The sequence below is a fragment of the Rhodococcus sp. NPDC059968 genome, from assembly GCF_042738615.1.
Classification (GTDB): domain Bacteria; phylum Actinomycetota; class Actinomycetes; order Mycobacteriales; family Mycobacteriaceae; genus Rhodococcus_F.
In genome coordinates, this window is sequence record NZ_JBHWUE010000007.1 from 78959 (window position 1) to 94203 (window position 15245).

A 15245-nucleotide genomic window follows, 5' to 3' on the forward strand; every position below is an offset into this window, starting at 1 on the left:
CCGATGAACGGTCTCTGGTTGCCGCCCCCGGCGACGGCGACGCTGGTGTCAGTCCGGAACAGACACAGACCATCGGAGCAGAACATGATCAGCACCACCGCACTCGGAACCACCGGTCCCACCGTCAGCCGGCTCGGCCTCGGCGCCATGGGCATGTCCGGGATGTACGGCAGGACGGACGACGTGGAGTCAGTCGCCACCATCCACAAGGCGCTCGACGCCGGGATCAACCTCGTCGACACCGGGGACTTCTACGGATCGGGCCACAACGAGTCCCTGATCGGCAAGGCCCTCGCCGGCAGCCGACGGGAGGACGTGACCCTCAGCGTCAAGTTCGGCGGCCTGCGCGGTCCCGGCGGCACGTGGGCCGGAGTCGATACGCGACCCGAGTCGATCCGGAACTTCCTCGCGTACTCGCTGCAGCGCCTCGGCGTCGACTACATCGACATCTACCGCCCCGCTCGTCTCGACCCCGACGTGCCGATCGAGGACACCGTCGGAACGATCAGCGAACTCGTCGAGGCCGGCTACGTGCGCCACATCGGTCTGTCCGAGGTGGGTCCCGAGACCCTTCGCCGCGCGGCGGCGGTGCACCCGATCGTGGACCTTCAGATCGAGTACTCGCTCGTCTCCCGGGGTATCGAGGCCGAGATCCTCCCGCTCTGCCGGGAACTCGGGATCGGCGTGACGGCCTACGGCGTGCTCTCCCGGGGCCTGCTCAGCGACTCGCTGCGCACCGATCAGACCCTCGCGGCCGACGACTTCCGCGCGCACAGCCCCCGGTTCCAGGGCGAGAACCTCCGGCAGAACCTCACCCTCGTCGACTCGCTCGCCGCCGTGGCCGCGCAACACGGGGTGAGCGTCGCGCAGATGGCGATCGCGTGGGTTCTCGCCCAGGGCGACGACATCGTGCCCGTCGTCGGAGCGCGCACCGTCGCCCGGCTCGAGGAGACGCTCGGCGCACTCGACGTCCACCTCGGCGCCGGTGACCTCGCGGCCATCGCCGCAGCGGTTCCCGACACCGCAGTCGCCGGGGACCGCTACGCGCCCGCGCAAATGGCCCAGCTCGACAGTGAACGCGCCGGCGTGGGGCGCTAGCGTCTAGCCATGGCCTCGCACAGCTCGTCGCGGAATCGCACCCTGATCCTGATGCGCCACGGCAAGTCGGCGTACCCGGAGGGGGTCGCAGATCACGAGCGGCCGTTGGCGCCGCGCGGACGGAAGCAGGCGGGTCTGGCCGGTGAGTGGCTGCGGTCGACCCAGCCGCCGATCGACGCCGTGCTGTGTTCGACCGCTCGCCGCACCCGGGAAACGTTGGAGGCGACCCGGGTCGGCGCTCCCGCCCGGTTCGCCGCGGAGCTCTACGGCGCGTACCCGTCCGAGGTGCTCATGGAGATCGTGCGGGTCGAACCGTCGGTGCGCACGCTGCTCGTGGTCGGGCATGTTCCCGGCATGCCGTCGACGGCTCTGGATCTGGCGGGCAACCCCGACACCGGGGACGCCGACCTGATGCGGGAGAAGTTCCCGACGTCCGCGCTCGCCGTCCTCACGGTGCCGTGCGACTGGAACGAACTCACGTCGAGCGCGGCGTCACTCGCCGCGTTCCACGTTCCGCGGTAGCGGCCTCAGAACAGCTTCCGGCCGACGACGGCGACGACACCCAGAATCAGGACCAGCACGAGGGCCGACCAGAATCCGAACAGCCACCAGACCACCCCGAAGACGACCAGTGCCGGTGCCACGGTGATGAGTGCGATCGTGGGGCTTTCCCGCAGCACTTCGAGTGCCGACTCGGTCTTGACGCGATCGATCTTCTTCTCGGACATCTCGTCTCCGTTCAGCGAACCACGCATATCGGACAGGTGTGGTCGAGGATAGTCTTCACGGGACGAGAACCCGCTCGACGGCATCGCCGCACTCACCCGGTTCGTCGAGCGCGGGCTCCTCGGCTAACTGCCCGGGAACGTCACGACGTCGAGGTACAGCGGCATCTCGTCGGAGCGCGACCCGGTCGGCGTCCCCGCCTCGTCGACCACCGGGGCGCCGGCGGTGGCAGCGGCCTCGAAGCTCTCTCCCGTCACCCGCCCGTCGAGGTCGAAGTTCTCGAACTCGAACGGAATGCCGTTCGACGCCAGATAGTCCGGCCCGTCCATCAGATGGAAGTGCAGATGCGGCGCGTCGGTGTTTCCGCTGTTGCCCAGCAACCCGATCTGGTCGCCCGCCCGCAGGTCCTGCCCGACGCTGATGTCGTCCACACTGCCGGGCTGCAGGTGCGCGTAGAACGCGTACCGCCCGTTCCCGATGTCCTGGACGACGTGGTTCCCGCCGTACTGGTCGAGGGGAAGTCCCTGCGGACTGGCTCCCGGAACCTGTTCCGACAGATTGCCCACGACGGCGATCACCTTGCCGTCCGACACCGCGCGGACCGGTGCGCCGTAGTACTCGTAGCTCGACAGCTGAGTCTTGTCGCCGACGTAGATGCGTCCCTGCTCGTCGAGCTGGACGAAATCGATCGCGAACCGCTCGGCGGCGAGCATCCGGCCGTTGATCGGCAGCACGGCCGCGCGGTGAGACGTGACCGTGCAGCAGCCGGTGCCGTCGAGCCACCGCGGACCGTCGAGGGGAGCGCGGATCCGGACGGCGTCGCGGGTGTCGACTTCCGTGTCGGCCACGTTCTCGGCGAGCTGCGACGGCACGAGCGACGTCGCCTGCGGGAAGTCGACGTTCACGACATGGCCGAGGCTGCCGGGCACGTCGTCGGGACTGTTCAGTGTCGCGTCGATCCACACGAGTCCCTGCTGTCCGGGGGCGAGGACGGTGCCGGTCTTCGGACCTCCGCCGAGGGCCTGGAACCACGGCGTCAGCGCATCACCGCTCAGGTTCACCAGTGTGCGGCCGTCACCCTTCACCTGCAGCGACGTGATCGTCGCCGGCTGCGAACCGGTGTTCGTCAGCCGCAGTTCGTAGGCCAGGTGCACGCGACCGTCGCTGCCCGTTGCCGGGATCGGTGCGGCCACCACGTCCGCGACCACCGGCGTGAGCACCGCGGGACCGGCGGACGTGGCCGGCGCCGCCGACGACGTCGCCTCGCTCTGCTGGGTGTCCGAGGCGGTGCAGGAAGTCGCGGCTCCCACGACGACGGCCAGTAGGAGTGCGATGGCGAACCTCGACCGGGCCATCATCCGACGCTAGCAACGGCGAACATCAGGCGACAAGGCATGGAGACAGATGAAGGCCCCACCCCCGAAGAGAGAGGGGTGGGGCCTTCGTCCTTGGTGAGTGCTCGGCGAGTCCTGGGACTCGTCAACCACTCACGGGCGCGGAGCGCCTACCGGTAATCGTTGCTGAAACCGTAATCGTCCAGCGGCACCGCGGCACCGGTGTTCTGGCCGAAGCCGTCCGGGCTGTAGTACTGGTCGTCGTAGGACGGAACCGCGTACGCAGCAGCGCGGGCCTCTTCGGTCGGCTGAACCTGGATGTTGCGGTAACGGTTGATACCGGTACCGGCGGGGATCAGCTTTCCGATGATCACGTTTTCCTTCAGACCGATCAGCTTGTCCGAGCGGCAGTTGATCGCCGCATCGGTCAAGACGCGAGTGGTCTCCTGGAACGACGCCGCGGACAGCCACGAGTCGGTCGCCAGCGATGCCTTGGTGATACCCATCAGCACCGGACGTCCGGCTGCCGGCTCGCCACCCTCGGCGACGACGCGACGGTTCGCCGCTTCGAAGTCCGCACGCTCGGTCAGCGAACCGGGCAGGAACTCCGTGGCGCCCGAGTCGATGATCGTCACGCGACGCAGCATCTGGCGCACGATGACCTCGATGTGCTTGTCGTGAATCGACACACCCTGGCTCCGGTACACCTCCTGGACCTCGTTGACGAGGTGGATCTGCACCTGACGGGGGCCCATGACACGCAGCACCTCGTGCGGATCGGCAGCACCTTCCATGAGCTGCTGACCGACCTCGACGTGGTCACCGTCGGCCAGAAGGCGTTCGGTGCCGTCGTCGTGCTTGAAGACACGCAGACGCTGACGCTTCGAGAGCTTGTCGTAGACAACCTCTTCGCCACCGTCGTCCGGGACGATGGTGATCTTGTAGAAGCGGTCGCCGTCCTCGAGCTGCACGCGTCCGGTGACGTCGGCGATCGGGGCCTTGCCCTTGGGGACGCGGGCCTCGAACAGCTCCTGGACACGCGGCAGACCACCGGTGATGTCTTCTCCGGCGACACCACCCTGGTGGAAGGTACGCATGGTCAGCTGGGTACCGGGCTCACCGATGGACTGGGCGGCGACGATACCGACGGCCTCACCGATGTCGACCAGCTTGCCGGTGGCCATCGAACGGCCGTAGCAGGTGGCGCAGACGCCGGTTCCCGTGGTGCAGGTGAGCACCGAACGGACCTTGACCTTCGTGATGCCTGCCTCGAGCAGTGCGTCGATTGCCGGGTCGCCCAGGTCGTGTCCGCGCTGGACGACGACGTTGCCGTTCTCGTCCACCGCATCGGCTGACAGGGTACGAGCGTAGGTGCTCGTCTCCACGTGAGCGTCGCGGATCATCGAGCCGTCGGCCTGCTTCTCCGCGATCGTGGTGATGATGCCCCGCTCGGTTCCACAATCCTCCTCGCGGACGATGACGTCCTGCGAGACGTCCACCAGACGACGGGTCAGGTAACCCGAGTCGGCGGTACGGAGTGCGGTATCTGCCAGACCCTTACGAGCACCGTGCGTGTTGATGAAGTACTCGAGAACGGTCAGGCCTTCCTTGAAGGAAGACTTGATCGGACGCGGGATGAACTCACCCTTCGGGTTGGTCACCAGACCCTTCATACCGGCGAGCGAACGAACCTGAGTCATGTTGCCGGCGGCGCCGGACTTCACGATCATCGGGATCGGGTTGTCGTCGGGGAAGTGCGCCTCCATGGCCTTACCGACCTCGTCGGTGGCCTGGGACCAGATCTTGACCAGTGCGCTGTTGCGCTCGGTCTTGTTCAGAGCACCACGCTGGTACTTCTTCTCGATCTGATCGGCCTGAGCCTCGAAGGACTCCATGATCTGAGCCTTCTCCGGCGGCACGAGGACGTCGGAGATGGAGATGGTGACACCCGAACGCGTGGCCCAGTAGAACCCTGCGTCCTTCAGCTTGTCGACGGTCTGCGCGACCACGATCATGGGGTACCGCTCGGCGAGATCGTTGATGATCGTCGCCTGACGCTTCTTCGGCATCTGCTCGTTGACGAACGGGTAGTCCGCGGGGAGCAGCTCGTTGAAGAGCACGCGACCCAGCGTTGTCTTTGCGGTCCAGCCGTCACCGTAGTTCCAACCCTCGGGGAACAGCTCTGTTTCCAAGTCACGCGGCGGACGCTGAGTCGTCAGACGCACCTTGATCAGGGACTGCACGGTGAGAGCGCCACGGTCGACCGCCATCTGCGCCTCGGCGGGCGAGGAGTACACGCCCTGCTCTGCCTGGTCGTGGCCGGCAGCAACGAGCTCACCGATAACACCCTCGTCCAGACGTGTCAGGTGGTACAGACCGGTGACCATGTCCAGACGGGGCATGGCGAGCGGTCGACCCGACGCGGGCGACAGGATGTTGTTCGACGACAGCATCAGGATGCGAGCCTCGGCCTGCGCCTCCGCGGACAGCGGAAGGTGCACAGCCATCTGGTCACCGTCGAAGTCGGCGTTGAAGGCCTCACACACCAGCGGGTGGAGCTGAATGGCCTTACCCTCGACCAGCTGCGGCTCGAAGGCCTGGATGCCCAGGCGGTGCAGCGTCGGTGCACGGTTCAGCAGCACGGGGTGCTCGGCGATGACCTCTTCGAGGACGTCCCACACCTGTGCGCGCTGACGTTCCACCATGCGCTTGGCGGACTTGATGTTCTGCGCGTGGTTCAGGTCGACCAGGCGCTTCATCACGAACGGCTTGAACAGCTCGAGAGCCATCAGCTTCGGCAGACCGCACTGGTGCAGCTTGAGCTGCGGGCCGACGACGATGACGGAACGACCCGAGTAGTCGACGCGCTTGCCGAGCAGGTTCTGCCGGAATCGACCCTGCTTGCCCTTGAGCAGATCGCTCAGGGACTTCAGCGGACGGTTACCGGGACCGGTGACCGGACGGCCACGACGGCCGTTGTCGAACAGCGCGTCCACGGACTCCTGCAGCATCCGCTTCTCGTTGTTGACGATGATCTCGGGGGCACCGAGGTCGATCAGTCGCTTGAGGCGGTTGTTGCGGTTGATCACGCGGCGGTACAGGTCGTTCAGGTCGGAGGTGGCGAAGCGGCCACCGTCGAGCTGAACCATCGGACGCAGCTCCGGCGGGATCACCGGGACGGCGTTGAGAACCATGCCCATCGGCGAGTTCCGGTTCGTCTGGAACGCTGCCACGACCTTGAGACGCTTCAGGGCGCGGAGCTTCTTCTGCCCCTTGCCGCTGCGGATGGTCTCGCGGAGGTTCTCGGCTTCGGCGTCGATGTCGAAGGTCTCCATGAGCTTCTGGATCGACTCGGCGCCCATGGCACCGGTGAAGTATTCGCCGTAGCGGTCGACCAGCTCGCGGTACAGCAGCTCGTCGACGATGAGCTGCTTGACACTCAGCTTGGTGAAGGTGGTCCAGATCTCGTCGAGACGGTCCAGCTCACGCTGCGCGCGGTCACGGAGCTGACGCATCTCGCGCTCGCCGCCGTCCTTGACCTTGCGGCGGACGTCGGACTTCGCGCCCTCCGCCTCCAGCTCGGCGATGTCGGCTTCGAGTTTCTGCGCGCGGGCCTCGAGGTCGGCGTCACGCTGATCCGCGACGGACTTCTTCTCGACCTGCATCTCGGCTTCGAGAGTGGACAGCTCGTTGTGACGCAGTTCCTCGTCGACACCGACGATGACGTACGCGGCGAAGTAGATGATCTTTTCGAGATCCTTCGGCGCCAGGTCGAGCAGGTAGCCGAGACGGCTGGGCACGCCCTTGAAATACCAGATGTGGGTGACCGGGGCAGCCAGTTCGATGTGTCCCATGCGCTCACGCCGAACCTTGGCGCGGGTCACCTCGACACCGCAGCGCTCACAGATGATGCCCTTGAAGCGGACACGCTTGTACTTACCGCAGTAGCACTCCCAGTCCCGGGTGGGGCCGAAGATCTTCTCGCAGAAGAGGCCGTCCTTCTCGGGCTTGAGCGTGCGGTAGTTGATGGTCTCCGGCTTCTTGACCTCGCCGTAGGACCAATTGCGGATGTCCTCTGCACTGGCGAGGCCAATGCGGAGTTCATCGAAGAAGTTGACGTCGAGCACGTAACTTCCTTTCCCCAGAGGGATTGTGGATCAGCGGTGGCCGCCGATACCTGACTGCCAATTCAAATGTGAACTACGCCCCCGGACCCTGATTTCTCAGGACCCGGGGACCGAAATCTAGTTCGCGAGGTCGTCGACCGTCGCCGCTTCGTTCCGGGACAAGTTGATGCCCAGGTTCGCTGCGGCCCGCTCCAGGTCCTCGTCGTCACCGTCGGCCATCGCGATGGCCGCGCCGTCCGAGGACAGCACCTCCACGTTGAGGCAGAGCGACTGGAGCTCCTTCAGGAGCACCTTGAACGACTCGGGGATGCCCGGCTCGGGGATGTTCTCGCCCTTGACGATGGCCTCGTACACCTTGACTCGACCCACCACGTCGTCCGACTTGATGGTGAGCAGCTCCTGCAGCGTGTATGCCGCGCCGTAGGCCTGCATCGCCCAGCACTCCATCTCACCGAAGCGCTGGCCACCGAACTGGGCCTTACCGCCGAGCGGCTGCTGGGTGATCATCGAGTACGGACCGGTCGAACGAGCGTGGATCTTGTCGTCGACCAGGTGGTGCAGCTTGATGATGTACATGTAGCCGACCGAGACCGGGTACGGGAACGGCTCGCCGGAACGGCCGTCGAACAACGTGGCCTTTCCGTCGGACGCGACCATGACCTCGCCGTCGCGGTTCGGCAGCGTCGAACCGAGGAGACCGGTGAGCTCGTCTTCCTTGGCGCCGTCGAACACCGGGGTGGCGATGTTGGAGTCGGCAGGTGCAGACAGCATCTCCTCCGGCAGCTGCTCCGCCCAATCGGGACGGGAGCCGTCGCCGGCGACCTGAACGTTCCAGCCGGTCTTGCCGATCCACCCGAGGTGGGTCTCCAAGATCTGACCGATGTTCATACGACGCGGAACACCGTGGGTGTTCAGGATGATGTCGACCGGAGTGCCGTCGGGCAGGAACGGCATGTCCTCCTGCGGGAGGATCTTGCCGATGACACCCTTGTTGCCGTGGCGGCCGGCGAGCTTGTCGCCGTCCTGGATCTTGCGCTTCTGTGCCACGTAGACGCGGACCAGCTCGTTGACACCGGGGGGCAGATCGTCGTCGTCGTCGCGCGAGAACACCCGGATGCCGATGACCTTGCCGGTCTCACCGTGAGGAACCTTCAGCGACGTGTCGCGAACCTCGCGAGCCTTCTCACCGAAGATTGCGCGCAGCAGGCGCTCCTCGGGGGTCAGCTCGGTCTCGCCCTTCGGCGTGACCTTTCCGACCAGCACGTCGCCGTCACGAACCTCGGCACCGATGCGGATGATGCCGCGCTCGTCGAGGTCGGCGAGGACCTCGTCGGAGACGTTCGGGATGTCGCGAGTGATTTCCTCGGCACCGAGCTTGGTGTCGCGGGCATCGATCTCGTGCTCCTCGATGTGGATCGAGGTCAGGACGTCCTCTTCCACGAGGCGCTGCGACAGAATGATCGCGTCCTCGTAGTTGTGGCCTTCCCACGGCATGATCGCGACGAGCAGGTTCTTGCCGAGCGCCATCTCACCGTTCTCGGTGCAGGGGCCGTCGGCGAGGACCTGTCCGAACTCGACACGCTGTCCCTCGTCCACGATCGGACGCTGGTTGGCGCAGGTGCCCTGGTTCGAACGCGCGAACTTGCGCATCCGGTAGGTCTTGCGGCTTCCGTCGTCGGCCATGACCGTGACGTAGTCGGCGGAGACCTCTTCCACGACACCGGTCTTCTCGGTGACGATGACGTCGCCCGCGTCGACGGCGGCACGCAGTTCCATGCCGGTACCGACCAGCGGAGCCTCACTGCGAACGAGCGGCACCGCCTGACGCTGCATGTTCGCACCCATCAGGGCACGGTTGGCGTCGTCGTGCTCGAGGAACGGAATCATCGCGGTCGCGACGGACACCATCTGTCGCGGCGAGACGTCCATGTAGTCGATCTCGGCGGACGAGACGAACTCGACCTCGCCGCCCTTACGACGGACCAGAATGCGATCGTCCGTGAAGTGACCGTTGGCGTCGAGGGCCGAGTTGGCCTGGGCGACGACGTGGCGGTCCTCTTCATCCGCGGTCAGGTAGTCGACCTGGTCGGTGACCTGGCCGTTCTCGACCTTGCGGTACGGCGTCTCGATGAAGCCGAACGGGTTGACCCGTGCGTACACCGACAGCGAACCGATCAGACCGATGTTCGGACCCTCAGGGGTCTCGATCGGGCACATGCGGCCGTAGTGCGACGGGTGAACGTCTCGCACCTCCAGGCCGGCGCGCTCACGGGACAGACCACCCGGGCCGAGGGCGGACAGACGACGCTTGTGCGTCAGCCCCGACAGCGGGTTGTTCTGGTCCATGAACTGCGACAGCTGGGAGGTTCCGAAGAACTCCTTGATCGCAGCCACGACGGGCCGGATGTTGATCAGCGTCTGCGGCGTGATCGCCTCGACGTCCTGGGTGGTCATGCGCTCACGAACCACGCGCTCCATGCGGGACAGGCCCACGCGGATCTGGTTCTGGATGAGCTCGCCGACCGTGCGCAGACGACGGTTACCGAAGTGGTCGATGTCGTCGACCTCGACGGGCACCGGAGCGCCGCCGGGGGCGGTCATCTCGGTGTCACCGGCGTGCAGGCGCACCAGGTACTCGATGGTGGCGACGATGTCTTCCTCGGTGAGGGTCGACGCGACGATCGGCTGTCCGAGGTTCAGGCCCAACTTCTTGTTGATCTTGTAGCGACCCACGCGAGCCAGGTCGTAGCGCTTGTCCTTGAAGAACAGGTTCTCCAGGAGCGTCTGCGCGCTCTCCTTGGTCGGCGGCTCGCCCGGACGCAGCTTGCGGTAGATGTCGAGCAGCGCCTCGTCGGTGCCGGCGGTGTTGTCCTTCTCGAGCGTCGCCATGAGGATCTCCGAGAAGCCGAAACGCTCGGTGATCTGCTCGGTGGTCCAGCCGAGGGCCTTCAGCAGCACGGTGACGGGCTGGCGGCGCTTGCGGTCGATGCGGACGCCGACCGTGTCGCGCTTGTCCACGTCGAACTCGAGCCATGCACCACGGCCCGGAATGACCTTGACGCTGTGCAGGTCCTTCTCGGTGCCCTTGTCGACGGAGTGGTCGAAGTAGACGCCGGGGGAACGCACCAGCTGCGAGACCACGACACGCTCGGTGCCGTTGATGATGAACGTGCCCTTGTCGGTCATCATCGGGAAGTCGCCCATGAAGACCGTCTGGCTCTTGATCTCACCGGTGTTGTTGTTGATGAACTCCGCGGTGACGAACAACGGCGCCGCGTAGGTCATGTCTTTGTCTTTGCACTCGTCCGTCGAGGCCTTCACCTCGTCGAAGCGCGGGTCCGAGAAGGACAGAGACATCGAGCCCGAGAAATCCTCGATCGGGGAAAGCTCCGCGAGAATGTCCTCGAGACCGCCGGAGATTGCGCTGTCGCCACGAGCGGCGGCGCGTTCGCGCCAGCTCTGCGCACCGATCAACCACTCGAACGAATCGGTTTGTACATCAAGAAGCCCGGGAACTTCGAGGGGTTCGCGAATCTTCGCGAAAGAAACCCTCTTCGGGGCTCCGGGGATTCCGGAAACTGCCTTGGTCTGGCTAGAGACTGCCAAGATGCGTCCTTCCAGCACCTCACGCGGGCCGCTCTGTGCTGTTGCGACCGCCGCTGTATCTGCTTCGAATTTCGCTGGTCACGACCCGAACGAAACTCGCCACAGTTGCTGAAGAGTGAATCACTTCGCAGCGGTACGGGCGAGGGGTGGACAGGAGGCAGCCAGCGCAACGTCCAAAAGTACACCCAAACTCGGTAGATGTCGAGTCGGGCACCCGAAACAGCACCCAGCCGGGCGCTTGGCCACGCGTCACTGCGCATGTTCACGCATCAGAGTGACGCGTGATCATCGCGGCGTCAAGAGTTAGGGGGCGTGTCGCGTCGTTTCGGCAGGCCCACGGCGCGTTCCCGCCGCCCCTTCCCAGCTGCCGACGGGCGGTGAACAATATGCGCACGCGATCGCCGTCGATTTCTCGAGGGAAGCAGAGCCGTGACGCGCTGGAGTTCGTTCGTCGTCGCCCGTCCGACGCTGGTCCTCGCCGCCACGGTGCTGCTGGTGCTGCTCGGTGGGGCGTGGGGTTCGGGAGTGTTCGACCGGCTGAGCCTCGGCGGGTACACCGATCCAGGCAGCGAGTCCGCGGGCGTCGAGAGCCTGATCGAGGGGACGTTCGGACGGCAGACCCCCGATCTGGCGGTCACCTATCACGCACGTCCGGGTTCGACGATCGACGACCTCGGGCCCGAGGTGGCCGCCCACCTCGCGCGGATCGCCCCCGGAGCGCTCGCCAACACCCCCCTGTCGTACTGGTCCGCGCCGCCGCAGGCGAAGGAGTTCCTGCGGTCCACCGACGGAACCGAGGGGCTGGTGGTGCTGTCGTTGAACGGCGACGAGAACACTCGGATCGCCGCGTACCACGATCTCGAATCCGTACTGGTCATCGACGGCACGGACGCGGAGTTCAGCGGCTTCAGCGCGGCCGCCAACGCCTTCAACGAGGTGTCCGAGAGTGATCTGCTGCGAGCCGAGGCGGTGTCGTTCCCGCTTCTGCTGCTCCTTCTGCTCGTCATCTTCGGCGGCCTCGTCGGCGCGGCCGTCCCGCTGTGCGTCGGCGGTCTCGCGATCCTCGGCGCCCTCGGCGCCCTGCGCGTGATCTCGTACTTCACCGAAGTCAGCGCATTCTCGGTGAACATCGCGAGCCTCGTCGGGCTCGGCATGTCCATCGACTACGGATTGTTCGTCGTGACCCGGTTCCGCGAGGAGCTGCGGTCAGGCGCCCGCACCGACGACGCCGTGCGCCGGACGCTCGCCACGGCCGGCCGGACCGTGGGGTTCTCCGCCCTCCTCCTGGTGTGTGGTTTCGTGGGCATGCTCGTGTTTCCCCAGGCCATCGTGCGGTCCTTCGCCTACGGCGGGATGGCGGCCATCGGGATCGCCGCCGTGCTGTCGCTGTCGGCACTGCCCGCGGCGCTCGCGCTGCTCGGGCCTCGCATCAACTCGCTGACGTGGCGACCGGGTGTGGTCGAACGCGGCGAAGACCGCGCGCACCGGTTCTGGGGCGGCGTCGCCGCCCGGGTGATGCGGCGGCCCGTCGCGATCGCGACGACCATCGTCGCGGGGCTGCTCGTGCTCGCCGCGCCCCTTGCAGGCGCGTCATTGGGTGATCTCGATCACACCGGACTGCCCGCTGCTCACCCGCTTCGGCTCGCCGTCGAAGATCTCGCCGCCGACTTTCCGCTCGCCAACAACGGCGCGACGCTGATCCTGCAGGGCAGCGGCGGCAAGGCCCCGCCCCCGGCCGCCACCGCAGAGTTCTTCCGGGCGACAGCCGCGGTCGACGGCGTCCAGCGGGTCGTCCCGGTCGGCGCCACCGACACGTTCGTCGCGATCCGGGCGATCTTCGACGACGCCGACCGGACGACGGGGGCCATGGAGACGGCCGCAGCGCTGCGCGACCTCCCGCCCCCGGAAGGCACCGAGAAGATGCTGGGCGGTTTGAACGCCCTGACCGCCGACGGACTGGACGCGATGGCCGCGCGACTGCCGTGGATGATCGGGATCATGGTGGCCGTCACCTTCGTGCTGATGCTGCTGGCGTTCCGGTCCGTGGTGCTGCCCCTGAAGGCGATCGCGATGGCCACCCTGAGCCTCGCCGCCTCGTTCGGCGTGCTCACGTGGATCTTCGAGGACGGTCACGGTGCCGACTTCCTCGGCGTGACGCCGGGGCCGCTGCCCGCGACGATGGTCGTTCTCATCATCGCGGTGGTGTTCGGGCTCTCCACCGACTACGAGATCTTCCTGATGTCACGGATGGTCGAGGCCCACGACAAGGGCGCGTCGACCGAGGAGGCCGTGCGGATCGGCACGGCACATACGGGGCGCATCGTGACGGCGGCCGCGGCGCTGCTGATCGTCGTCACCGGCGCGTTCACGCTCTCGGAACTGACGATGATGCGATTCATCGGGCTCGGCATGATCGTTGCGCTGCTCATCGACGCCACCGTCATCCGCATGATGCTCGTGCCCGCCCTGGTGAAGCTGATGGGTGAGGCCAACTGGTGGGCGCCGGGATTCCTGGCGCGGAAGACACCTGCTCCCGGTTCACCCGAGGATCCGAAACCGACACCGCAGCAACAGATTCCCATCCAATCGTGAAGACGATTAGATGGGAATCGGTTCGCTTTGCCGGAGAGGGCAATTCAGCACCCACCCGCCGAGGGTGCACGACTCCTGTTCCGGCTCAATTCTTTCCGGTCGGGAGGATCAGCCCTCACTGTCGGAGATGTCGGACAGCACCCACTTGCCGTCGATCTTCTCCATCTTGATCGACAACGGGGTCGCGGCACTGCCCTGAGCCACGGCGTCACCAGTGGCGCTGACGTTCATGTGCGCGAGCAGCTCGGCGCGGTCGCCGTCGAGCACCGTGACCCCGATGTCGGTGACGGAGGCCTGGGTGGCCGTCTTGGTCTGGATGGCGGCCTGCTTGGTGGTGTCGGCTGTCGAGTCGAACTCTTCCCGCTTGGCGTCGTCGAGGTAGCCGCGCGCCTTGTCGAAGTCCTGATCGATGGTTTCGTAGCTGTACGTGTACAGCGTCTCGATCGCCTCGGTTCCCGCCTTGGTCACCTCGGCGGTGGCGCCTTCGTCGACCCAGGCGGTGTTCGTGATGTCTGCGCCGGGCTTGAATGCCGCGACGACCGCGAACACCCCGAGCACCACCGCCACAGCTCCGAGGATCCCGACGAGCTTCCAGGTGATCCTGCTGGACCCGTTGCCGACGGCCGCGGTCTCGGCGGCGGTGGGGGCCTGCTGCTTACTGATGCGCGGTTGAAGGTTGGGCACCTTCGTCTTCCCCGCGGACGCGGCCTTTGCCGTCGTCACCGCCTTCGCCGTCTCGGCGGACGTGCTCGTGGTGGCCTCGGCGGCCGCTGCTGCGGTCGTCGCGGCCTCGGCCTTCGCCACCGGGGCCGACTTCACGACCGGTTCCGACTTCTCGACCGGTTCCGGCTTCTTCGCAGGTTCCGGCTTCGTGACGGGCTCCGCCTCAGTGACCGGGGTTTCCGATCGAGGAGGCTTCGGCGTTGTCTGACGGGTCCCCGCCACGCGCGGACGCCTGCCCTTTGCAGCGCTGTCCGGCACGTTGTTTCGGCGCTTGGGGGGCATAGTTCACCACTTTCTCATTACACGACGAGCTGTCGTCGACGTGGACACCGCAGCGACACGCCGCCGCGGCACATCAGGACTACTGACCGCCGCTGTCGCCTTCGGGCGCCTGTTCGGCCGGCGCCTGCTCGGCGGGGGCCGGTTCGGTGGGGGCCGGGGCAGGAGCCGCGCCGTCGGCGGGCACCGGACCGCTCTCGAGCGGAATACGTCCGCCCACCGGTTCGACCGACGAGGCCTTCCAGACCCCGTCCACGTCCTGGACGTCCATCCGCATCGTTACCTTGGCCTTGTCGAAGCGGTCGGGCCACGTGGTGGTGACTGCCACGACGACCAGCGCCTTCGCGGTGCCGTCGTCGGTGTTCAGTTCCGTGAGTGTGCCCTGGATCAGCTCGGCCTTACTCGCCGCACCCGATTGACGCATCTGGTCCGTGAACCCGTCCATCGTCGCCTGGAGATCCTGGTTCATCTTGTCGCCCGTGATCGACGACTTCATGTTCTCGAAAGATGCGTCGAGGTCTTGGGAATCGACCGAGTTGAGGTTGATCGCGGCCTGCTGGGCGCCTGTCAACGCAGAATCGCGTGCATCGGCGATCGGCTTCTCCACGAAGAGAGCGCGCGCCCACCCGAAGCCAAACCAACCGGCTGCGACAACCGCGACCACCACCAGTGCGGTCACCGCAGCAAACGAGGCCTTCAGAATTCTGTCCTTCCCCGGAGCCGGTTGTCCCGCCTCCGGGGGCGTGGTAATTCGCGTCAC

9 protein-coding genes are annotated in these 15245 nt (G+C 66.3%); 3 read left to right on the top strand and 6 right to left on the bottom strand.

From position 1 onward, the window contains the following. Window positions 1–84 precede the first annotated feature (84 nt). Both ACFWAY_RS09490 and ACFWAY_RS09495 read left to right on the top strand, forming a co-directional pair. The gene (locus tag ACFWAY_RS09490) at window positions 85–1098 is read left to right on the top strand and encodes an aldo/keto reductase (RefSeq protein ID WP_378510527.1); all 1014 of its coding nucleotides are present in this window, start codon (window positions 85–87) and stop codon (window positions 1096–1098) included. 9 nt (window positions 1099–1107) lie between these two features. Next, complete coding sequence (locus ACFWAY_RS09495; protein ID WP_378452349.1) at window positions 1108–1620, top strand: SixA phosphatase family protein; 513 nt, start codon at window positions 1108–1110, stop codon at window positions 1618–1620. Between the two features lie 5 nt (window positions 1621–1625). On the opposite strand, the gene ACFWAY_RS09500 is transcribed toward ACFWAY_RS09495, so the two are convergent. From ACFWAY_RS09500 to rpoB, 4 genes are all read right to left on the bottom strand, one after another. Further along, entirely contained in the window at window positions 1626–1826 is a 201-nt protein-coding gene (locus tag ACFWAY_RS09500) for a hypothetical protein (protein ID WP_005258232.1), read from the bottom strand. A gap of 123 nt (window positions 1827–1949) precedes the next feature. Next, a complete protein-coding gene (locus ACFWAY_RS09505) occupies window positions 1950–3182 on the bottom strand; it encodes a M23 family metallopeptidase (RefSeq protein ID WP_378510528.1) in 1233 nt (410 codons plus the stop codon). Between the two features lie 146 nt (window positions 3183–3328). Beyond that, entirely contained in the window at window positions 3329–7285 is a 3957-nt protein-coding gene (locus ACFWAY_RS09510; RefSeq protein ID WP_378452351.1) for a DNA-directed RNA polymerase subunit beta', read from the bottom strand. A 117-nt stretch (window positions 7286–7402) separates the two neighbouring features. After that, the gene (rpoB, locus tag ACFWAY_RS09515) at window positions 7403–10909 is read right to left on the bottom strand and encodes a DNA-directed RNA polymerase subunit beta (protein ID WP_141469404.1); all 3507 of its coding nucleotides are present in this window, start codon (window positions 10907–10909) and stop codon (window positions 7403–7405) included. A 411-nt stretch (window positions 10910–11320) separates the two neighbouring features. Here rpoB and ACFWAY_RS09520 point away from each other — a divergent pair, with 411 nt between their 5' ends. Further along, on the top strand, window positions 11321–13483 hold the full coding sequence (locus tag ACFWAY_RS09520) for an MMPL family transporter (RefSeq protein ID WP_378452352.1): 2163 nt from the start codon (window positions 11321–11323) through the stop codon (window positions 13481–13483). Between the two features lie 108 nt (window positions 13484–13591). Here ACFWAY_RS09520 and ACFWAY_RS09525 read toward each other — a convergent pair whose 3' ends face one another. After that, on the bottom strand, window positions 13592–14488 hold the full coding sequence (locus ACFWAY_RS09525; RefSeq protein ID WP_378452353.1) for a hypothetical protein: 897 nt from the start codon (window positions 14486–14488) through the stop codon (window positions 13592–13594). 79 nt (window positions 14489–14567) lie between these two features. Beyond that, entirely contained in the window at window positions 14568–15164 is a 597-nt protein-coding gene (locus ACFWAY_RS09530; RefSeq protein WP_378452437.1) for a hypothetical protein, read from the bottom strand. Between the last annotated feature and the right edge of the window lie 81 nt (window positions 15165–15245).

Excerpts from the sequence above, each read along its gene's own strand:
- ACFWAY_RS09525 (WP_378452353.1), bottom strand. The coding sequence starts at position 14,488 with ATGCCCCCCAAGCGCCGAAACAACGTGCCGGACAGCGCTGCAAAGGGC.
- ACFWAY_RS09500 (WP_005258232.1), bottom strand. The coding sequence starts at position 1,826 with ATGTCCGAGAAGAAGATCGATCGCGTCAAGACCGAGTCGGCACTCGAA.
- ACFWAY_RS09490 (WP_378510527.1), top strand. The coding sequence starts at position 85 with ATGATCAGCACCACCGCACTCGGAACCACCGGTCCCACCGTCAGCCGG.
- ACFWAY_RS09495 (WP_378452349.1), top strand. The coding sequence starts at position 1,108 with ATGGCCTCGCACAGCTCGTCGCGGAATCGCACCCTGATCCTGATGCGC.
- ACFWAY_RS09505 (WP_378510528.1), bottom strand. The coding sequence starts at position 3,182 with ATGATGGCCCGGTCGAGGTTCGCCATCGCACTCCTACTGGCCGTCGTC.